Source organism: Haloglycomyces albus DSM 45210, from assembly GCF_000527155.1.
GTDB classification, from domain to species: domain Bacteria; phylum Actinomycetota; class Actinomycetes; order Mycobacteriales; family Micromonosporaceae; genus Haloglycomyces; species Haloglycomyces albus.
In genome coordinates, this window is sequence record NZ_AZUQ01000001.1 from 3,315,327 (window position 1) to 3,334,240 (window position 18,914).

Annotated in this window: 22 protein-coding genes and 1 riboswitch; of the genes, 3 read left to right on the forward strand and 19 right to left on the reverse strand. The window is 62.6% G+C overall.

The genetic code is table 11. The features are described 5' to 3' along the window. The first annotated feature begins 19 nt into the window (after nucleotides 1–19). The 3 genes from HALAL_RS0115300 to HALAL_RS17070 all read left to right on the forward strand — a co-directional run bounded on the left by HALAL_RS0115300 (nucleotide 20) and on the right by HALAL_RS17070 (nucleotide 2,834). A complete protein-coding gene (locus HALAL_RS0115300; protein WP_025274835.1) occupies nucleotides 20–994 on the forward strand; it encodes a DsbA family protein in 975 nt (324 codons plus the stop codon). A gap of 107 nt (nucleotides 995–1,101) precedes the next feature. Continuing rightward, on the forward strand, nucleotides 1,102–1,686 hold the full coding sequence (locus HALAL_RS0115305; protein ID WP_025274836.1) for a hypothetical protein: 585 nt from the start codon (nucleotides 1,102–1,104) through the stop codon (nucleotides 1,684–1,686). Then, entirely contained in the window at nucleotides 1,683–2,834 is a 1,152-nt protein-coding gene (locus HALAL_RS17070; protein ID WP_025274837.1) for a PrsW family intramembrane metalloprotease, read from the forward strand. Before HALAL_RS0115305 ends, HALAL_RS17070 begins: the two co-directional genes overlap by 4 nt. 31 nt (nucleotides 2,835–2,865) lie before the next feature. Here the strand turns inward: HALAL_RS17070 and msrB are convergent, their stop codons facing one another. From msrB to HALAL_RS0115405, 19 genes are all read right to left on the reverse strand, one after another. Then, entirely contained in the window at nucleotides 2,866–3,261 is a 396-nt protein-coding gene (msrB, locus tag HALAL_RS0115315; RefSeq protein ID WP_025274838.1) for a peptide-methionine (R)-S-oxide reductase MsrB, read from the reverse strand. 81 nt (nucleotides 3,262–3,342) lie between these two features. Continuing rightward, nucleotides 3,343–3,819 carry a 6,7-dimethyl-8-ribityllumazine synthase gene (ribH, locus tag HALAL_RS0115320; RefSeq protein WP_025274839.1) on the reverse strand — a complete coding sequence of 159 codons (477 nt, stop codon included), beginning with the start codon at nucleotides 3,817–3,819 and terminating at the stop codon, nucleotides 3,343–3,345. Next, nucleotides 3,819–5,057 (reverse strand): bifunctional 3,4-dihydroxy-2-butanone-4-phosphate synthase/GTP cyclohydrolase II, encoded by a 1,239-nt coding sequence (locus HALAL_RS0115325; protein WP_025274840.1) that lies wholly within the window; start codon nucleotides 5,055–5,057, stop codon nucleotides 3,819–3,821. Before HALAL_RS0115325 ends, ribH begins: the two co-directional genes overlap by 1 nt. Continuing rightward, nucleotides 5,057–5,644 carry a riboflavin synthase gene (locus HALAL_RS0115330; protein ID WP_025274841.1) on the reverse strand — a complete coding sequence of 196 codons (588 nt, stop codon included), beginning with the start codon at nucleotides 5,642–5,644 and terminating at the stop codon, nucleotides 5,057–5,059. Before HALAL_RS0115330 ends, HALAL_RS0115325 begins: the two co-directional genes overlap by 1 nt. A gap of 139 nt (nucleotides 5,645–5,783) precedes the next feature. After that, nucleotides 5,784–5,940: riboswitch (FMN riboswitch) on the reverse strand. A gap of 92 nt (nucleotides 5,941–6,032) precedes the next feature. Further along, a complete protein-coding gene (locus HALAL_RS0115335; protein WP_025274842.1) occupies nucleotides 6,033–7,040 on the reverse strand; it encodes a GGDEF domain-containing response regulator in 1,008 nt (335 codons plus the stop codon). 4 nt (nucleotides 7,041–7,044) lie between these two features. After that, nucleotides 7,045–7,758, reverse strand: coding sequence for a ribulose-phosphate 3-epimerase (gene rpe / locus HALAL_RS0115340; protein WP_029768120.1), 714 nt, complete (start codon nucleotides 7,756–7,758; stop codon nucleotides 7,045–7,047). 105 nt (nucleotides 7,759–7,863) lie between these two features. Beyond that, the gene (locus tag HALAL_RS0115345) at nucleotides 7,864–9,264 is read right to left on the reverse strand and encodes a transcription antitermination factor NusB (protein ID WP_025274844.1); all 1,401 of its coding nucleotides are present in this window, start codon (nucleotides 9,262–9,264) and stop codon (nucleotides 7,864–7,866) included. Further along, nucleotides 9,248–10,171: a methionyl-tRNA formyltransferase gene (gene fmt, locus HALAL_RS0115350; protein WP_025274845.1), complete on the reverse strand. Its 924-nt coding sequence runs from the start codon at nucleotides 10,169–10,171 to the stop codon at nucleotides 9,248–9,250. The genes HALAL_RS0115345 and fmt overlap by 17 nt, the downstream gene beginning before the upstream one ends. Continuing rightward, nucleotides 10,168–10,728: a peptide deformylase gene (def, locus tag HALAL_RS0115355; RefSeq protein ID WP_025274846.1), complete on the reverse strand. Its 561-nt coding sequence runs from the start codon at nucleotides 10,726–10,728 to the stop codon at nucleotides 10,168–10,170. Before def ends, fmt begins: the two co-directional genes overlap by 4 nt. A gap of 236 nt (nucleotides 10,729–10,964) precedes the next feature. After that, nucleotides 10,965–11,711: a hypothetical protein gene (locus HALAL_RS0115360; RefSeq protein WP_025274847.1), complete on the reverse strand. Its 747-nt coding sequence runs from the start codon at nucleotides 11,709–11,711 to the stop codon at nucleotides 10,965–10,967. A gap of 5 nt (nucleotides 11,712–11,716) precedes the next feature. Beyond that, the gene (locus HALAL_RS0115365; protein WP_025274848.1) at nucleotides 11,717–12,583 is read right to left on the reverse strand and encodes an ATP-binding cassette domain-containing protein; all 867 of its coding nucleotides are present in this window, start codon (nucleotides 12,581–12,583) and stop codon (nucleotides 11,717–11,719) included. After that, nucleotides 12,580–12,945, reverse strand: coding sequence for a GntR family transcriptional regulator (locus HALAL_RS0115370; protein ID WP_025274849.1), 366 nt, complete (start codon nucleotides 12,943–12,945; stop codon nucleotides 12,580–12,582). The genes HALAL_RS0115365 and HALAL_RS0115370 overlap by 4 nt, the downstream gene beginning before the upstream one ends. Before the next feature lie 162 nt (nucleotides 12,946–13,107). Continuing rightward, the gene (locus tag HALAL_RS0115375; RefSeq protein WP_025274850.1) at nucleotides 13,108–13,890 is read right to left on the reverse strand and encodes a 2-keto-4-pentenoate hydratase; all 783 of its coding nucleotides are present in this window, start codon (nucleotides 13,888–13,890) and stop codon (nucleotides 13,108–13,110) included. A gap of 30 nt (nucleotides 13,891–13,920) precedes the next feature. Beyond that, on the reverse strand, nucleotides 13,921–14,904 hold the full coding sequence (locus HALAL_RS0115380) for an NAD(P)H-dependent flavin oxidoreductase (RefSeq protein WP_025274851.1): 984 nt from the start codon (nucleotides 14,902–14,904) through the stop codon (nucleotides 13,921–13,923). A 93-nt stretch (nucleotides 14,905–14,997) separates the two neighbouring features. Beyond that, entirely contained in the window at nucleotides 14,998–15,807 is an 810-nt protein-coding gene (gene hcaB / locus HALAL_RS0115385; RefSeq protein WP_025274852.1) for a 3-(cis-5,6-dihydroxycyclohexa-1,3-dien-1-yl)propanoate dehydrogenase, read from the reverse strand. An 8-nt stretch (nucleotides 15,808–15,815) separates the two neighbouring features. Beyond that, nucleotides 15,816–16,367 carry a 3-phenylpropionate/cinnamic acid dioxygenase subunit beta gene (locus HALAL_RS0115390; RefSeq protein ID WP_025274853.1) on the reverse strand — a complete coding sequence of 184 codons (552 nt, stop codon included), beginning with the start codon at nucleotides 16,365–16,367 and terminating at the stop codon, nucleotides 15,816–15,818. Further along, entirely contained in the window at nucleotides 16,364–17,740 is a 1,377-nt protein-coding gene (locus HALAL_RS0115395) for an aromatic ring-hydroxylating oxygenase subunit alpha (protein ID WP_025274854.1), read from the reverse strand. The genes HALAL_RS0115390 and HALAL_RS0115395 overlap by 4 nt, the downstream gene beginning before the upstream one ends. Next, complete coding sequence (locus tag HALAL_RS17075; RefSeq protein ID WP_025274855.1) at nucleotides 17,737–18,075, reverse strand: Rieske (2Fe-2S) protein; 339 nt, start codon at nucleotides 18,073–18,075, stop codon at nucleotides 17,737–17,739. The genes HALAL_RS0115395 and HALAL_RS17075 overlap by 4 nt, the downstream gene beginning before the upstream one ends. Further along, complete coding sequence (locus HALAL_RS0115405) at nucleotides 18,068–18,904, reverse strand: DODA-type extradiol aromatic ring-opening family dioxygenase (protein ID WP_025274856.1); 837 nt, start codon at nucleotides 18,902–18,904, stop codon at nucleotides 18,068–18,070. Before HALAL_RS0115405 ends, HALAL_RS17075 begins: the two co-directional genes overlap by 8 nt. Between the last annotated feature and the right edge of the window lie 10 nt (nucleotides 18,905–18,914).

Here is an 18,914-nt window from a genome sequence, read left to right on the forward strand (position 1 = left end):
GCGACACGTTGCACGGCACATGCGGATGGAAGTATGGGCTGACGTAATCAGTCCCTGGACGTTTATTCTCAAACGCCGACTCGACGACGCCCTGGGCAACCGCGACGACATCGAGGTGATCTGGCGTCCGGTAACGGTCGACCCGACCGCGCCCGAGCGAGCCGTGCCGTTGGTAGAGAACTTCCTGTCAACCCCAATGGACACGGCCGAGGTAGAGCCCTACACCACGATCATGGAGGGCATGCCGACCGCTCGGCAGCAGACCTACCTGGCTCGGATCGCCGCCGACGCCGGAATCGGACCCCGGTTCGGAGCCCTGTGGCGGATCAACTCCGACGCCGCGCAACGACTCCTGCACCTTGCCTACACGGACGGCGGTCCCACGGTGCAAAACGACGTCATGGAAACACTGCTGCAGTCGTACCACGTCGCCGGTGACGACATCTCCGACCACGACGTACTCGCCTCCATCGCCCGCGAGGCCGGCTTCCCGGGCGGCGGTGCCCTGCTCGACGGCGACCTGACCATGCGCGATTACCACGAACAGAAACTGCGTGGTCAAGGTTTGGGAGTGGAGGCCTCTCCTACGATCGTGCACCACGACCACGTCCTCAAAGGAGCCGTTAACGAGGAAGACCTCACCGAATTCCTCAATGCGCTTCCGGAGCCTCCCGAGGTTCCGGAGGAACGCGAACGCCTGCGCCTGGCCGAGTCTCTCCTCAGGCAACGCAACCCACTCGGTGCGCTGACCCTGGTGGAGCCGGTGTTGGCCGAACACCCCGAGCAGAGTGACATTCTGGAAGTGGCCGCGCGAGCCTATTTTGGTTCGGCGCAAATGAACAAGGCCCGGGCGCTCGCCGAGCGGCTGGTCGACCAGAATCCGGCCGACTTCTACGCACACCACCTGCTGGGTCGAACCCTGGTCCGATTGGGCCGTAAACAGGAGGGCCAGCGGCATCTACGTTTGGCCGGGGAAGACGACCTGAAGGATTAATCCCGCGGTGGTGGACCGATACGGCACTTCGGTCCACCACCGTGCCTTCATACTGGAGATTCGCCGGTACACGCCTGCGAAGCAGGTAGCTGCCCTATCGTGAGTTCATGCACTTCGATCCGGCGGGAAATCGCCTACAGGGACCGATACGCCGATGGCTCTCCATCGGCGTCATCGTCGTCGCGCTTGTCCTGGTCGGATCGGCCACTCTGCTGGACCGCACGATCCCCGATCTCGCCAAGCCCACCGGCAACGACGTCCTCTTGGACAACGGGGATACGGTCGCCCGAATTGAGCTCACCGAAGGATGGCGCATCGACAGGCATAGCAGCAGTCCACCCGAATCGGTGGCTCTGGAACACGGACAGGTCCGCTTCCATGCGCGCCTGGCGTCGTTTCCCACTGAGGCGACTCAATACCAAATCTGGACCGGCTTCGTGAAAACTCTGCGGGTCACCCTGCCGTCGGGCACACTCACCCCGCCGAAGGAAATCGTCTCCTCAAGCGGCGTCAAGGGACTGGCCGCTTCCTATCAAAGGGACGGCGAACACGGCGAGGTGTACGCGTTTCCCAACCAGAAGTCGAACGCAGCGGTGGAGATGATCCTGCTCGGGCCACAGGATACCGGTGATCGCAACTGGACCGCCGCGGTCGAGGTGGCCGAATCCATGACCTTCGGGGAGACCGCATGACTTCCGAATCGGCTGTATCTGCCCGGTTGGCGAGCGCCGAACCGGATCACCGTTATCACTGGTCGGCACTGTTGGTAATCCTTATCGGCTTGGCGGCGGGGGCCTGGAGTCTGGGACGAAATTTCGCCGCCACCGTGTGGGTGTTCGCGGGTGCCGCCGCCTTGAACGTGGTCTTCTTGAGTATCAGCCTCGTGGTGGGGCTATGGCTGGCGCGCCGCCTCATGCGCCCGGTGGCGGCTCCGCCGTGGTCGGGGACCTGGATCGCCGTTCTCTGGGGCGGATTGGGAGCGATCGGAATCTCCCTGGCCGCCAACACGGCGTTGACGTCGTTTGTCACCAAAGCGCTGGGTTTTGATATCGCGTCCGAATGGGGTTCCGCCCTGGTGGCTCCCATCAATGAGGAGACCGCGAAGTTGCTCGGCGTGATACTTCTGGCCGCCGTATCCACCCGTTTGGTTCGGAGTCCTTCGGACGGTTTCGTATACGGAGCGCTCGTGGGGCTCGGGTTCCAGGTGGTCGAAAACCTCACCTACGGTTTGAACTCCATTCTGGGAGCGGGCGGTGTCGATCCGGCCGCCATGAGCACACTGGTGTTCGGGCTGCGTACAGGGACGGGGTTCTGGGGTTCTCATTGGGCCATGAGCGCGGTGGCGGGAGCCGGAATCGGCTATCTTGTCGCCAACCGGGGGCGTTCTCGGTCTCGGCGTGCCACCGTCGCCGTCTCATGCTGGCTTCTGGCCATGGCGATGCACTGGCAGTTCAATTCGCCGTTGCTGTCGGATCCGCAATACCTGTTTTATGTGAAAAGTACCCTCAATCTGGTGATCGCCCTGGTGGTTTTCCTTGTCGCACGGCGGGCGTTCCGCACGCACTGGAAATACGGGGCCGCCGACGAGGTCGATCGCGGTGCTCTGTTTCCCCAGGAAGCCACGGCGCTCTCCCGACGACGGGCGCGAGCACGTTATCTCAGGCGCTATTCTCGGCCCGGCCGACAGCGGTACCTGCTGCATCTTCTGTTGCGGCGGCAACTGCGGCTGTTGGAAGATCGGGCGGCCGGTTGCCCGGGGGACGCGGCCGAGCCGCAGCGCGCCGATATCGCGGACATTCGGGCGACGATGGCCGTATCCGAGTCACACGAAAGCGGGTGAGGGTCCGCCCGTTCGGGCGAACCCTTCGGCTTTAATTCGACTCGTCGAACGACATACTGATCGAGTTGATGCAGAATCGGTCGTCGGTGGGCGTGTCAAAGCCTTCACCGTGGAAGACGTGGCCCAAGTGGCCGTCGCAGTTCGCGCAGCGCACCTCTACTCGAGGACGTTCGGGTAGCGAATGGTCCTCGATGTAACGAACCCGATCTTTCGCCAAGGGAGCGTAGAAGGCGGGCCATCCGCAGTGGCTGTCGAATTTCGTCTCCGAGGTGAACAGTTCGGCGTCGCAGGCGCGGCATCGGTACACGCCCTGGCGTTTCTCCTCTACCAGTTCGCCGCTCCACGGCCGTTCGGTGCCGCTCTCACGCAGCACGGCGTATTCGTCCGGTGTGAGGACCTCACGCCAGTTGATCTCTTCAGAACTCATAACTTCTTTGTACCCCTTTCGAGTCGGGCTACATCGCGCCCGATTCCCGAACGTGACTCACCGTATGCGTGTCGAGCGGTTCTACAGCTGTCGCAGCCGTGTGAGTTCCAGGGCGGTGCCCAGCGCCGCCTGTACCGCCTCGAAGCCTTTGTCCTCTTTCGAATCAGGGTAACCGGCTCGGTCGAGGGCCTGCTGTTGATTTTCCACTGTCAGCACCCCGTGTGCGACCGGAGTCGACTCGTCGAGGGCCACGCGTGTCAAACCGTCGGTGACCGAGCGGTTCACGTATTCGAAGTGTGCCGTCCCCCCGCGGATCACGACCCCGAGTGCCACGACCGCATCGAAACGACGGGCCAAGGCCTGCGCTACCACGGGCAGTTCCACCGCTCCCGCCACTCGGACGACTTCGGCTTCTTCCAAACCGGCGTCCTGTGCCGCCGTCAGCGCACGATCGAGCATCTGGTCCACCACCTCGCGATTCCAGGCGGTAACGGCGATTCCCAGGCTCAGCCCGCGTGCGTTAAGGTGCGCGGCTTCGGGGCGTCCGTCTCCGGCCATCAGGCGACTCCTTCCAGCTCCGTGGGCAGTCCGCTGATGAGGTGGCCCATACGGTCGCGTTTGGTCTGGAGGTATTTGAGGTTGGACGGGGTGGTGTGGTTGGGAAGCTCCATACGCCGCGTCACATTGATTCCGTGGGTCTCCAGACCGACTCTCTTGTCGGGATTGTTGGTGAGCAACCGAACGGATTGAACTCCCAGGTCGGTCAGTATGCCGGCGGCGGCCGACCATTCACGGGCGTCGGCGGGCAGCCCCAGATCCAGGTTGGCGTCCACCGTGTCGCGCCCGCTGTCCTGCAGTTGATAGGCGCGCAGCTTGTGCACCAGGCCGATTCCTCGTCCCTCGTGTCCGCGCATGTAGACGATGATTCCTCGACCCTCCGCTTCGATTTCGCGCATCGCCGCATGCAGCTGCGGCCCGCAGTCGCATCGCAGGGAACCGAAGGCGTCGCCCGTCAGGCACTCGGAGTGCAGTCGTACCAGCACGTCGCTCCCGTCGCCGACGTCGCCTTTCACCAACGCCATATGTTCGGCGTCGTCGTCGACGACCGAATAGCCGTAGGCGGTGAAGTCTCCGTATTCGGTGGGCAGTACGGCCCGTGCTTCACGCGTGACGTTACGCTCTTCGCGACGTCGCCAGGCGATCAGATCGGCGATGGTGATCAATGCCAGGCCGTGTTCGTCGGCGAAAGCCCGCAGGTCGGGTAGGCGTTTCATGGTGCCGTCATCATTGACCAGCTCGCAGATTCCGGCGACCGGTTGTTTGCCCGCCATACGCGTGAGGTCGGCGGCGGCCTCGGTGTGGCCGGGACGTTCGAGGACTCCGTCGGGGCGAGATCGCAGCGGTACGACGTGGCCGGGGCGTGTCAGATCGCTGGGAGTGGTGCTCGGCTTCGCGAGGGTCGCGATGGTGTGTGCTCGGTCGGCGGCGGAGATTCCCGTGGTCACTCCCGACTTGGCGTCCACACTGACGGCGTAGGCGGTGCCGTGTCGATCCTGGTTGTCGACATAGGCGGGGGGCAGCTGCAGCGCGTCGGCCCGCTCGGCCGGTAGCGACACGCAGATGTAGCCGGACGAATAACGGACGGTGAAGGCGAGTAGTTCCGTGTCGGCGTCCTCGGCGGGAAAGATGAGGTCACCTTCATTCTCCCGGTCCTCGTCGTCGGCCACGACGATCGGCCGACCGGCGGCGAGCGCTTCCACGGCCTCTGGGATGGTATTGAGGCGAATGTCGGACATCAGTTGCTCTTTCGTGCTTGCAGGAGCTTTTCAATGTGTTTGGCGGTGAGATCTACTTCGATATGAACGGTGTCGCCGGGGTTCTTCTTCCCCAATGTGGTGGCCGACAGAGTTTCTGGGATGAGGCTCACACTGAAGGTGTGTTCGTCGACCGCTACGACGGTGAGCGAGACGCCGTCGACGGCGATGGAGCCTTTTTCGACGATGTATCTGGTGTATTCACCGGGGAGGTCGAAGGTGACGGTCTCCCAGTTGGCCCCCGGTTCGCGGTGGGTGATCGTGGCGGTGGTGTCGACGTGGCCCTGTACCAGGTGACCGCCGAGGCGAGTGGTGAGTGTGGCGGCCCGTTCGAGGTTGACGGGGGATCCGGCTTCTAGTTTACCGAGGTCGGAACGCTCATAGGTTTCCCGCATGACGTCGGCGTGGAATTCGGCGCCGTTGATTTCGGTGACGGTGAGGCAGATTCCGTTGACGGAAATGGAGTCTCCGATGGAGGCATCGCCGGTGACCAGCGGCCCGTGGACGGTGATGCGCCCTGGCTCGGCTCGGCTGACGACCCCGAGCTCCTCGATGATTCCGGTGAACACTGTTCCCCCTACTTACTTGTCCAGTAGCAGGGCGCGGTGCCGGGCACCGGAATTCAGGGAACAGTCGGGACGGTAACGGGCGTGGCGGCACGGTGGCGCTCGGTGCGCACCGGGCTCTACACCCGTGGTGGTTTTCCTATCGCGTCTGCTCCCATCCGGACTTTCACCGTCGGCTCTGGACTCACCGGTTGCCCCCGGTTCACCAGATCCACCGATTACTGGAGGTAATCGGGTCGCGGGCTTGCGCCGTTTGCGCTCACCGCCGGTTCGGACTTTCACCGACCCCGCTGACGTATAGGTTGTCGTCTGGAATTGTGTCATATGTCCGGACTGTTTGGCTACATTTGTGCGATATAACACCGATCACGAAGGCGGCGAGCAAGGCACTCTAGCGGCTCCAGAACACGGGGCGACCTGGGCGGTGCACCGTATCGGACGGTGCGGTGGAGTAGGCTATGTAGTCGCCTATATGCGACTTTGCCTTCCCTTTCAGGTTGCTGGCTTCGGCGACGGCTTCGTGAGCGTCGGCGAAGTTGCGCTTGGTGGACAGAGCGACTCCGATAGAGAGCGTCGGCAGCGCCGAGCGGGCCGGATTCCCATTGCGGTCGGTGAAGTCGATGTACCCGACTTCCACGTCCTTATCGTCGGCCAAGTCGATGACGTGTTGGCGGAAGTTCCCGATGAGAAATCTGATCGTGGCGTCGATGTCGTCGGGCCGCGCCAGGATCGCGAAGTCGTCTCCACCCACGTGGCCGAGGAATACCGGGGCGGCGCCCGAGTCGGCCGCGGCGCTGTAGGTCGCTTCGGCCAAGGCCCGAATGAATTCGTCTCCGCGCACGAATCCGTATACGTCGTTGACCGCTTTAAAATTATCAATATCAATATAGGCGAGCGCAAAAGGGTAGGCACGCCTGATCCAGGCGGTCACCTCGCGCAGAATGCGGTCGTTGCCGGGCATGCCGGTCAAGGGGGACGCTTCGCGAACCTCCCGATGTCGCCGAATCGCCGACCCGATCCGGGCCGAGACTTCGGCCGGGTCGAACGGTTTGGCCACGACGTCGTCGGCCCCGGTTTTCAGGGCGACGATGGTTTCCGCGGCGGTCAATCTGGCCTGTGTGAAGACGATCGGCAGGGAGGCGGTCGCCGGATCGGCGCGCAGTTGCCCGGTCAAGGCCAGTCCGTCGATGAACGGAATGTCGCGTTCGATGATCAGAATCGACGGGCGTCGCACCGCGATGGACGCCAACGTCTGGTACCCGTCTCTGGCGAGCGCGGTGTCGAACCCGTCGTGGCGCAGGCGTTCAGCCAGGTACTGGGCGACATGGGCATCGGAATCAGCTATGAGCACCAGATCCTCGCCGGGAGTGGGGTCGGCGTTGGGGATGGTATCGCTCACGTGGTCACCGTTCGTTGGTCGCCGGGTTGTCAGTGGACGGTTGACGCGCCGCGTCGGCCTGTTGCCGGAGTCGTCGGGCGGCCGCGGCGGGGTCGGAGGCACCGTAGACGGCGGTACCGGCTACGAAGGCGTCGGCACCGGCCGTAGCGGCCTGTTCGATGGTATCGGCGGAGATTCCTCCGTCAACCTCAATACGGAGATCCAAGTGCCCGCTTTTTGCGTGACGACGTGCGAGCGCGACCTTGTCCAGTAGCTCAGGCATGAATTTCTGCCCGCCGAAACCGGCTTTGATCGTCATGATCAGCAGCGTGTCGAATTCCGGCAGAATGTCGAGGTAGGAATCCACCGGAGTGTCACGGTCGATCGCCAGCCCCGCCTTGGTTCCGGCCGCACGCAGGTTTTTCGCGATGGTCACCGGATCGTCGGTCGCCTCGGCATGGAACGACACGTTATAGGCGCCCAGTTCCGCATAGCCAACGGCCCATTGTGCGGGATCGTCGATCATGAGGTGACAGTCGAGCGGTACGTCGGTACTCGCGCGGAGAGCCTGAACGACCGGAGGCCCCAGCGTCAGGTTGGGCACGAAATGATTGTCCATGACGTCAACATGCAGCCAATCGACCTCTTCGGACACTCGAGCCGCCTCGTCTGCCAAGTGGGCAAAGTCCGCGGCAAGCAAACTGGGGGCAATGACGGTTGACTGTTCTGTATTCCTCACGTCGCTCACCCCTCAAGTGTAATTCAAGGCGTACGGTAACGACACGCCAGTTTGGCCTTACTCGCGCGGTGCGGAAACACGCCTTGACGATGCGGCTCTACCGTCTCATACGCGGCGTAGAAGAGCGAGGAACATGGCGTCCGTACCATGACGATGCGGCCAGAGCTGCCGATACGGCCCCGCGGTCGTATCGGGAATCTCCGACACCAGCGCCGGCGACTCGACCACTTCCACGTGACCTTCGGCCACAACGGAGTCGACGATGTCCTTGGTCTCCGCCCACAACGGCGAGCAGGTCACATAGGCGACCACTCCCCCACGACGGGTAATGCGAACGGCGTTGTGGAGCAGTGCGCGTTGCAGCCTGCTCAACTCAGCGACGTCGACCGGCTGTTTGCGCCAACGTGCCTCCGGGCGGCGACGCAGTGCCCCCAGCCCGGAACAGGGGGCGTCGACGAGCACGCGGTCGGCACCGTCCGCACGTCCCCACCGCCTTCCATCGGCTTCGACAACCTCCACCGGCATATCGGTCGTGTTCTCCCGCACCAGGTCCGCTCGGTGGGCTGCCGGCTCCACGGCCGTCACCCGTGCGGAGCGTTCCCGCGCCAGACTGCCGAGTAGAGCACTTTTACCTCCTGGACCGGCACACAGATCGACCCATGCCGCGTCACTTCCCTCGATCGCGGTGTCGGTAAGGGCCAGGGTCACCGCCTGGCTGCCCTCGTCCTGTACGCCCGCCGCCTTCGCCGCGACCGCCGGGACCCGACCGGGGTCCCCTGCCGAAAGGTACACCGCATAGGGAGACCAGCGTCCGACCTCACCACCGGTTTGGGAGGCCAGATCAGACCGTGTTATCCGCCCTGGCCGGGCGGTGAGATGCACCTGCGGAGCGCTATTGTTCTCCGCCAGAGCGGCCTCCACCTCTGACTCGGGCAGGAGCGACTCGAATTCGGCCACAATCCATTCCGGATGGGATTGATCGAATGCCAGCCGACCTCGCGTCGTCGTCGGGTCAAGGCCGGAGCTTGCCCTTGGTGTGTCCATCAGCTCCGCACGCCACTGTTCAAACGAACGGTCCGCCACCTTACGGAGTACGGCATTGGCCAGACCGGACACCTTGGGCGCCACCGCTCCCTTGACGAGCCCGACGGTTGTGGACACCGCCGCGTACGCGTCGATGCGGGTCCACAGGATCTGATAGGCACCGAGGCGGAGAGCGTCCACCAGGTCGGGACGCAGATCGGTCAGGTCCCGCCCGGAGGCGGCGGTCAAAACGGCGTCGAGCGTGCCTTGAGCGCGCAGAGTGCCGTAGGCGAGTTCGGTGGCGAGCCGGGAATCCCGCTCCGACAGGTTCGCCGCCGCCAGCGCTTTGGGTAGCACCAGGTTGGCATAGGCGTCATCGGCGCTCACCGCTCGTAGAGTGTCGAAGGCGACGCGCCGGGGATTGTTACGCCCACCTCGACGGGTCTGAGTGGGTCGACCGTTCGCTTTACTCAAACCGACCATCGCTTTCCTGAATTCCACGCGCCCATGCGGTCGCGTCCATGGCTTTCTTACCGGCCGGCTGTACCGTGCCCAGACGCACCGGATCGGTCGCGGTACCGACGAACACGGACTTCTTGGTCGTTTCCAAGCGGCCCGGTTCCAACCGAGGGCCGTCCTTGTCGACCGTCACCGGACCAAGACGGAAGCGTTCGCCCTGCCATTCGGTCCACGCACCCGGCGTCGGCGTCACGGCGCGCACCCGGCGATCCACGGCGAAGGCCGGTTCGCTCCACCGCACACGGGCGTCGGCGGAGGTGATCTTCGGAGCCAGACTCACTCCGTCGCTCGACTGCGGACGAGCGTGGATATCGTCCTCGGCCAGAGCGTTGACCACGTCGACCGCCAGGCGCGCTCCCGAGACGGACAGGCGTTCCAGCACGTCACCGGAGGTGTCCCGAGAGGAGATGGAGTCGGTGACCATGCCGAAGACCGGCCCGGTGTCCATCCCGGCCTCCAGCTGGAAAACGCTCGCACCGGTCATATCGTCACCGGAGAGAACGGCGTGTTGCACCGGGGCGGCTCCGCGCCAGGCGGGCAACAGCGAGAAATGCAGGTTGATCCAACCCAGACGAGGAATGTCCAGAGCTTCGCGCGGTACGAGTTTCCCATAGGCCACCACGACCACAAGGTCAACGTCGAGCTCACGTAGACGTTGGTGAGCCTCTTCCGTCCGCAGAGTGGTCGGCGTCCACACGTCCAGACCGCGATTCTCGGCCCACTGCGCCACCTGGGAACGGGCGACCTTGCGTCCACGTCCGCGACGTGCGTCCGGCTGTGTGAGTACCCCGACCAGTTCGTGCGGCGATTCCGCGAGCGCTTCCAGCGTCGGAACGGCTACCTGTGGTGTCCCGGCAAAAAGTATCCTCATTGTTTGAAAAACAGTCCTTGATTTCCAGATTGGGAATGTGGAGAGACTTTGACCTTTACGTTGTCGTCGTACCAGTCCTGTGCTCGGATTTCTTCCAATGCCGCACGCCGCGCCTCCTTGTCGAGGCGATCGATGAAGATAATGCCGTCCAGATGATCGGTCTCGTGCTGTAGGCAGCGGGCCATCATACCGGTACCGACGATCTGGACGGGATCGCCGTACTCGTTAAAGCCCTTGGCGATGACGTTCTGACGTCGTACCGTGTCGAAATAGAGCCCGGGAAGGGACAGACAACCCTCCGGGCCCTCCTGAAGCTCTTCATCGGGGAATTCGAGTAGTGGATTGACGATGTGGCCGACCACGTCGTCCACGTCGAAGGCAAAGACGCGCAGCCCTACTCCCAGCTGAGGGGCCGCCAAACCGGCGCCCCCTTCATCGCGCATGGTGTCGACCAGATCCTTCACCAGCTTGCGTAGCTCTTTGTCGTAGCTGGTCACCTCCTCGGCAGGTGTCCGTAGGACGGGATCTCCGTAGAGGTGAATCGGCATCACCGACATGTCGTCTCCCCTTATCGGTCGGTATCAGGGCGGCATCGTACTCAGTGTCGCACCCTGATCGGGGTGTGGTGGCGTTCCGGTCGGCGGTTGTGGCCTTCGCGTCCATCGCCAGCATCAGCACCCCGACGATCGACACGGTGGCGCATATCAACAACACCGCCAGAGTGCCTATCTCCCCCAACCAGATCATGTTCCTCACCCCCATCAGCGACGGTTTGCGCCCCGATCCGTCCCGGCTAAGCCGTGTGGGAACGAATGGCGACGTCGGAGAGCAGGCGGCGCACCAAATATCCGTACAGAATCAGCAACACGGCCACGACCAGCAACTTGTACTGCAGATCGACATCGGCGATGAGGCCGAAGGTCAGCCGGATCGGTAGGGGCGCGTCCACCAGGTTGGTATCCGACAGGCCATTGACCGTGATCACGCCACCGGCGATGACGAAGATGACCGGAATGGTGCTCTGGCCTGCCATGCGGTATATCAGCACCCCGGTCAGCATTCCGACGAAGGTGTAGACGTAGTACACGGGAAAGGTCAGCAGGCCGTCGATCAGCGTATCCGATACCGACCCGCTGACCTCCGCCCACAGGCCACCGACCAGTTTCTGCTGACTGTCCAAGGCGGTCAGAAGGAAGTACTCCCCGGTATAGCCGGCAATCGTTATGAGCGCCATGAGCGGTGGAGCCACCACCGCGAACATCAAAAAGCCGGCCGACAGTTCCCGGCGCGTCACTCCTTGAGCCACACCGGTCGGAACCAGGCTGTAGGCGATGCCGCCGGCCATAATGGCCAGAAAGATCGCCCCGGCCTGCGACAGAATCAACCAGATGGAGTAGTTGTCGAGCTCCTGAATTCGCGTATAGGCGAACAGAGCCACGTACGAGCCGAGTCCGATTGCGAGGAACCACCAGGCGAAGGCGGTGAAAAGGTACAATATCAGGCTCATACCGAAGTCTCGGGATCGATTGAGCTGTGCCATGGGTATTACCTATCCGGGTTGGTGAGGTGTATGAACAAATCCTGCAGTCCGATCGGGTTGATCTCCACTCCCTCACGGGGCAGGCGACGTCGGACGTCGTCGGGAAGTTCGACGACCGTCGCGCTCTTTGTGGGCCCCAGACGTTGTTCGGACAGCACTTCGAGCGACGCGGTGGCTCCGTCGACGGCCTCCGCACTTCCGGTCAGAGTGGCTCCCATGGTGTCCAGAGAATCCTTGTCCGAATGGAGGAGGACTCGACCCTTGTCCAGGATGATCACCTCTTCCAGCATGGAGGCCACTTCGTCGATCAGATGCGACGATAGAATCACCGTATGCGGACGGTCCATATAGGTCTGGAGCACTTCGCGATAAAAGGCGTCACGACTCGGGGCGTCCATTCCCAAGTGGACTTCGTCGTACATGATCAGGTCCGCTCCGGAGGCCAAACCGGTGATGCCCGCCAATTTGGAGCGCTGCCCTCGCGACAGTTGCGACACCTTCTTATCGAGGTCCACTTCCCATTTGTCCGCCAACGACGCGGCGTACGCGCCGTCCCAATGCGGTCGCATGTCACAGAGGTCGAATACTTCGTTGCCGTCATCGGAGTCGTCGAAGTCCCCGCCTTCTCTGATGAGGCAGACCTGCGAGACGATATCGATGTTTTCGAAGACCGTTTGACCGCCCACGGACAACGACCCCTGCGAGTGCTTACGGAATCCGGCCAGCAGGCTCAGCAGACTGGTCTTTCCCGACCCGTTCCGCCCCAACAGTCCGTAAATCTTTTCCGGCTCCAGATTCAGTGTGACCTGCGAGAGGGCGGTGGTCGCTCCGTACTTCAGGCCCAGATCGCGGGTGGAAACCGAGAAACTCATGCCGACACCTCAGCTTGATCGCGTAGATAATGAATAATGTCCTCGATGCTGATTCCCGCCGCTTGGGCGCGCTCCAACAGAGGCTCCAGTACTTCCTGAAAGAACTGTTCCCGATAATCGCTGGACAATCTGTCCCGGGCATCGTCGGCCACAAACATTCCAATACCGCGTTGTTTGTACAAAACCCCTTCATCGACCAGGTCTTTAAAGGCCTTCTGCGCGGTCGCGGGGTTGATCCGAAAAAACGAAGCGTACTCGTTCGTGGACATGATTTTTCCTCCGGGTGGCAAGGTGCCGTTCATAATGTCCGACTTGATCTGATCAGCGATCTGGCGATATATGGGTGTTCCGTCATCAAACATCTCGCCGTCTCCTGGTTCAGTACTTGAGGGGTTAATTAGCTAACTAATGAACCATAGCACCTAGAAGGTTCCACTGACAAACCCCCGGCGAGATCCGTTCCAGGACATAAAAAAGCGGCCACCCGAGGTGGCCGCTTCCGAGTTACCAGCAGGAAATCGAGACTAAGAGAAGTTCACCGCCACCTCTCCCAAAGGGCCCAGACGAGCGGAAACCCGGTCACCGGCACGCACGGCGGCCGTCGGCCCCAGTGCGCCGGTGAGCACCACGTCTCCACGCCGCAGGGGGCGGTTGCGCTCCGCCATTCTGGCCGCCAACCAGCGCAAGGCGTTGAGGGGGGAACCGAGGCAGTCACGACCGGTCCCGGTCGACACCCGCTCGTCGTTCAGCCGCATGTCCATCGTGCAGGCGGCGATGTCCAAATCCGTCAGACGACGCGGAGTATGTCCCAGAACAAAATGCGAGGCGGCCGCATTGTCGGCGATGGTGTCGACGATGGAGATGTCCCACTCGGCTATACGGCAATCGATGATTTCCAGAGCCGCGACCGCGTAGTCCACCGCCGATATCGCCTCGGCGGTGGTGACGTTCGAACGTGTGAGATCGCCACCCATGACCAGCGCGATTTCCGCCTCGATTCGTGGAGCGATGAGTCCTGACGTCGAGATGGTCCCTTCGTTGGGTATGTCCATGTAATCGAACAGCATCCCGAAGTCCGGCTGATCAACGCCGAGTTGAGCCTGAACGTCAACAGAGGTCAGACCGATCTTGCGCCCCACGATCCGCGCGCCTCGGCCGGTCACATGATGGGTGTTGACGTCCTGAACCGCATAGGCGGTTTCAATGTCGGTCGCCCCGATTACCTCTCGAACCGGCGCGACCGCGACGGCATCGCGTGCCGCCGCGCGTAGGTCCTCCGCGACCTGTTCACATGGGTCTACAGTCATGTCCTCACCTAACGATTCCCCAGCGCTCCACTACAGTATTCCGAGCCGACGAGCGAAGGCCGTCCGATGCAGCCGTTCCGCTATGACGGCTTTTCGGTATTCCTCGATCACTCCGGCAACGATATCGGCGGCCGGTTCCACGGCCGCGACCTCGCCGACCCCGTGCCCTGCGCTCCACACGTGTTTCCAGGCCTTGGCGTCCGCATGCATGTCACCGGCGAAGTCGATGTCCGGTTTATCCTCTGACAGTTCAACACCGTTGGCATGCAATGACGGACGCAACCAGTTGGCCTTGGCACCCGTGACCGCGTCGGAGGTGAACACGTCCTCCATATGAGATTCGGTAAGCATGGACTTGTACGGCCCTGCCGCCAACGACTCCTCGGCCGCAATGAAACGGGTTCCCATGTAGGCCAAGTCGGCGCCCAGGGTCTCCGCCGCTCGCACCGAGCGCCCGGTCGAGATCGCTCCCGCCGCCACGACCGGTCCAGAAAAGAACGACCGCACTTCATCGATGAACGCCGACATGGCATAGGCACCCGTATGCCCACCCGCGCCCGCCGACACCAGGACCAGTCCGTCTGCACCACGGGCGACCGCCTTGCGGGCATATGCCGGAGAATTGACGTCGGCGAAAACCAGTCCCCCATAGTCGTGCACATCGTCCACGACCCGTTGCGGGCCTCCCAGAGCGGTGATGACCAGACGCGGTTGGAAGTGTTTGACCAGCTCCAGTTCCGCGTCAAAGCGACCGTAGGTGGAGTGTGTCAGCATGTTGAACGCCCACGGAGCGCTCGGCACACCGTCCTTGACGTCGGATTCCAGGCCGGTGGTAATGGTGTCGAACCAGGAGTGGAGGTCCTCCAGGGTACGGCCGTTGGGGCCCGGAAGCGACCCGATCACGCCGCTGCGGCACGCGGCGAGAACCAGATCGGGGCCGGACACCAGGAACATCGGGGCGGCTATGACGGGCAGTTTCAGTTGGTCGACAAGTCGAGACCAAGCGTCGTTCACGTCTCATCCTTTCGCATCGGTGGTCATTCCGGGGGCTTCGAGGCGAGACGGAGAGGCGCGTTCGCCGAGCGACTGGGCAGAGGAGTTCGTGACTTATCCACCGCCCTTGCGGCGCCGACCTCCTCCGCGTACCTCTAGGCCGCCGTCGGAGGGAATGACCGCGGCGGTAGTGAAAGGGCTGGCCTCCCGAGAGGCCAAGGTGACGTAGAGCGACGCATGATCCTGAGGTTCGGAGAGGAAACCCAAGGGAACGGTTTTCTCCACCATCGACTCAAATCCGTCCAATTCAGAAAGCTGCTTGTCCTTGCCCGCCCCCTCGACTCCCGACAACGGGGTTCGGGTGGCCCCGGGAGCCACGGCATTGACCCGCACGTCGGGGGCCAGTTCGAAGGCTAGCTGACGTACCGTGCCCACAAGAGCGTGCTTGGCGCTGACGTAGAGGATTCCGCCTCCCCCCGAGTACAGCGACGACGAGGAGAGAGTGAAAATAAGCGATCCCCGGGTCGAACGCAACTCCTCCACCGCCGCCCGTGCGGCCAGAAGGTAACCCTTGACGTTGACGTCGAACAGTTCATCGAAACGCTCGCCGATCGCGTCACCGTCCATGTCCTCCAACCCCTGAAAGAAGTCGTACACGCCGGCGTTGGGAATCATGGTGTCCAGGCGACCGAAGGTCGCCAAGGTGTCGGAGACGACGCGCCTATTGCTGTCCCACTCCCGCACGTCTCCCAGAGTCGTGATCACCGATTCACCGTGATCGGCGTGCAAGCGTTTAGCCTGGTCTTTATCGCGTAGCAGGACCCCGACACAAGCGCCCTCGGCGACGAATCGGTCGACCACGGCACGACCGATACCGGACCCTCCACCGGTCACTATGGCGACGTAACCGTCCAGTTGTCCCATGCGTCCCCCTAGAAGAAAGTATTGAGGTTTTTAGACAACAAAATATTCTGAACGGTCAAGACTCGGCGGGCCACCAGCTTCCATCCGTGCCCGTCGTGCGACCACAGATCCTCGCGGCGACCGTGGATAATGTCCTGATCACGCTCGTTACGGTTGCGCACGTTCTCAAAGGCCGACAGCACCGCCCTCTCCCCGCCCGAGGTTTCGAAGACCTCGATATTGGAGACCAGATGGACATGGCGGGTAGCGGGATTGTCCGCCCAGGCCGACGGCTCGGCATACCGTCGCATGCGGACGACGATCTCGTCCATGTGATCGTCGAAGTACGCCATGTCTCCGTAGGCATAGGTTCCCCGCTTGTCGTCGCGACGGCGAGTCTGGCGTTCCGGCATCCAGTAGTGGATATCGGGATGCAGCATCTCCGCCCAACGGGTGTAGTCCTCCTCGTCAAGCAGGCGTGCTTCGCGATGGAGGAGAAGGACCATGGCTTCACGTTCGGCTCCTCGGACGGGGCGATCCCAGTCGATGCCGTAATCCTCCGCGGCGCGCGCTCGACTCATGATCGGCCCCCGGGCGGTGCGGAGGGCGCCTTCTGCAGGTCCTCCCAGTTGTCGTACATCATGAACTCCCGCCAACGCTGATAGAACATGCGTTGATTGGCGTCGTTCAGGCTGCCGCGATAAACGTGGCCGGGAAGCTGCGGGTCGGTCTCGGCGCTGCGCAGACCCAAACCGTAATGCAGGGGCTGATGGCGCGTCACGAAACCCTGATTCTGCCCGGTGCAGTACTCCCAGTTTTCTCCATCGTCCATCTCGAAGATCCCGCCGGGAGAAAAGGTCATCATCGTTCCCTTGCGGTACAACTCCTTGATCTCCTCAGGCATGTTCTTGTTCACCAAGGTCCAGGTGTACAACTCGATGCTGTTCGGACCGGTCGGCTGCCATACCCGGAACGAGGCCTGTCCCGGTAGAAAGGAGAAGTTGGGAAACACGTTGCACGACGACACCGCTCCGACCATGCGGGCCCGGACCTCGCCGAGGCGTTCCCTGCGTGCCTCATAACGGTCGAAGACGTACTGGGTCAAGGCATCGTATCCCAGCGTGCGGGTGTTCCCGACCTTGTCCTGATTCGTCTCGATACCGTGGCCGAACACGCTCGCGTGGAAGGCACGCTCCTCATAGTGTTTACCAAGCTCGACTCCCCCACCGAGCACGGCGGAGGCGCCCGACTGATGCGTCCAATAGGCGTGCAGGATGTCCCCGACGAAGTTCTCGGCGGGAAACTTCCAGTTGGCCCGCATCTGCGACCGTATGGCACCGCCGATGAACTCCGTACCGCCCTCCTCGTTGTCCAACATGACATCGAGGTAATACGTGAAGGGACCGAACCACTCTGCCAAGCTCGGCGCGTCAGGGTCGAAGGTACCGAATATGAGTCCCTTGTATTCGTCCACTTGCGCAACCGGGGTCAGTCCAATGCCGGTGGCCTCGAAGTCGGGATCGGTGTCGTACACGCCTCCGTCGGTCCCTCGGAGACGACCGTCGAGTCCGAACGACCAACCGTGATAATTACAGATGAAGCCACGCGCCTTCTCCCCCGCGTCGGCCATGCAGACGCGGTTTCCCCGATGCGGGCAGGAATTGACCAGCGCACGTACACTCTTGTCACGTTGGCGCACGACGATGACGTCGTCTTCCCCCATACGGGTGCGCACGAAGTCGCCCGGCTTGGGGATCTGGCTCTCGTGGGCGAGGAACAACCAGGACCGAGCGAAGATCTGTCGCAATTCGGCACGGTACACCTCCGGATCGACGAATACCGACCGATCGACGGTGCAGCGTTCCGGGTTCACCAAATCCGCGAATTCGGGGTACGCTCCGGCCTGCGGATAAACCGGACTCATCTCCGGGGGCTGTGGTCGCGCTACGCTCATTGGTCGACTCCTTCTCCCTCGGGAAGCTCGACGTAGACCATCCCGTCCACCTCGTGCACCGGATAGAAGGTGAGGTTGGGGCAGTCGCTGGGCGCTTGATGGGCCTGACCGGTGGAGAGGTCGAATTCAGCAAAGTGGACTGAGCAGATGACGCGATCGTCTTCGACCCAGCCGTCCGACAGGAGTCCGGCGCGATGCGGGCATTGGTCCGGGAAGGCGAAAATGTCGCCGCGTGAGTCACGCGTGAGCCCGACGGCACTACCGGAGTCCAGCTCCGCCCGAACGACCTCTTCGGCTTCCACCACGTCGGCAGGGCAGATTTCGACTTTAGGCACGGCCCGACACCTCCAATTCGGCCAGTCCCATGCCGGTGACCCATTCGGGGATGGCTTCGTAGGCGACGGTGCTTCCGCCTGCCGCCCCACATACGCCCATGGCGCACAGGAAGGTACGGATCTCCATGGCGCCGTTGCCGGCCTGTTCGGTGATCTCCTCGTCGCTCAGACCAAGGAGCCGATCGACGTCGCCGTTATTGAGAGCGTCCAGAATCATGGCGTCGAAATCCGGGTTGACCCTGCCCATGTTTTCGTCGCCGACCCAATGGCTGATGCCGCCCGAACCGATCACGACCACCCGCTCGTCCTGATCGAAGGCGTCGATCGCTCGACGTATCTGCTGACCGAGTTCCCAGGCGCGCGCCAAGGGGAGATACGGGTCGACACCGCAGGCCAACATGAGGGCCACGGTCGAGATCTGGGGGTGTGGTTCGAGGAGGAGCTGATGCGGTACGGCGATGGAGTGATCGACCGTCATCGCCCGTCCGACCGCGTAGTCGAAACCGTTGGCGAAGCCGTGTTCCGAAATATGAGTTCCCAGGGGCCCGTTGGCCTTAATCGGCCCCCGCTTCAAGCCGGGTAGTTGGTCGATCGGGCCCTCGAGATCCCCGGTGGAGATCACGTAACGGGGCAGACAGGTGGGCCCGAAGAGTATGTAGTGGTCGCAACCGATGATGAGCGCCGAGGTGGCGTCCAACTCACCGATACGATCGCTGATCGTCCGGTAGGCCGCCTGCACCGTCTCTTTCTGCTGGGGGTCGGGGCCATCGGGATTGAAGTACATGACCGGGTTGTGCGGGACGACGAATCCCCCGACGACGTGAGCCATACTGATTCCT

Excerpts from the sequence above, each read along its gene's own strand:
- HALAL_RS0115390 (WP_025274853.1), bottom strand. The coding sequence starts at position 16,367 with ATGAGTCGAGCGCGCGCCGCGGAGGATTACGGCATCGACTGGGATCGC.
- fmt (WP_025274845.1), bottom strand. The coding sequence starts at position 10,171 with ATGAGGATACTTTTTGCCGGGACACCACAGGTAGCCGTTCCGACGCTG.
- HALAL_RS0115370 (WP_025274849.1), bottom strand. The coding sequence starts at position 12,945 with ATGTTTGATGACGGAACACCCATATATCGCCAGATCGCTGATCAGATC.
- msrB (WP_025274838.1), bottom strand. The coding sequence starts at position 3,261 with ATGAGTTCTGAAGAGATCAACTGGCGTGAGGTCCTCACACCGGACGAA.
- HALAL_RS0115325 (WP_025274840.1), bottom strand. The coding sequence starts at position 5,057 with ATGTCCGACATTCGCCTCAATACCATCCCAGAGGCCGTGGAAGCGCTC.
- HALAL_RS0115360 (WP_025274847.1), bottom strand. The coding sequence starts at position 11,711 with ATGGCACAGCTCAATCGATCCCGAGACTTCGGTATGAGCCTGATATTG.
- HALAL_RS0115375 (WP_025274850.1), bottom strand. The coding sequence starts at position 13,890 with ATGACTGTAGACCCATGTGAACAGGTCGCGGAGGACCTACGCGCGGCG.
- HALAL_RS0115395 (WP_025274854.1), bottom strand. The coding sequence starts at position 17,740 with ATGAGCGTAGCGCGACCACAGCCCCCGGAGATGAGTCCGGTTTATCCG.
- HALAL_RS17070 (WP_025274837.1), top strand. The coding sequence starts at position 1,683 with ATGACTTCCGAATCGGCTGTATCTGCCCGGTTGGCGAGCGCCGAACCG.
- HALAL_RS0115305 (WP_025274836.1), top strand. The coding sequence starts at position 1,102 with ATGCACTTCGATCCGGCGGGAAATCGCCTACAGGGACCGATACGCCGA.
- HALAL_RS0115365 (WP_025274848.1), bottom strand. The coding sequence starts at position 12,583 with ATGAGTTTCTCGGTTTCCACCCGCGATCTGGGCCTGAAGTACGGAGCG.
- hcaB (WP_025274852.1), bottom strand. The coding sequence starts at position 15,807 with ATGGGACAACTGGACGGTTACGTCGCCATAGTGACCGGTGGAGGGTCC.
- def (WP_025274846.1), bottom strand. The coding sequence starts at position 10,728 with ATGTCGGTGATGCCGATTCACCTCTACGGAGATCCCGTCCTACGGACA.
- HALAL_RS0115345 (WP_025274844.1), bottom strand. The coding sequence starts at position 9,264 with ATGGTCGGTTTGAGTAAAGCGAACGGTCGACCCACTCAGACCCGTCGA.
- ribH (WP_025274839.1), bottom strand. The coding sequence starts at position 3,819 with ATGGCCGGAGACGGACGCCCCGAAGCCGCGCACCTTAACGCACGCGGG.
- HALAL_RS0115405 (WP_025274856.1), bottom strand. The coding sequence starts at position 18,904 with ATGGCTCACGTCGTCGGGGGATTCGTCGTCCCGCACAACCCGGTCATG.
- HALAL_RS0115300 (WP_025274835.1), top strand. The coding sequence starts at position 20 with ATGCGGATGGAAGTATGGGCTGACGTAATCAGTCCCTGGACGTTTATT.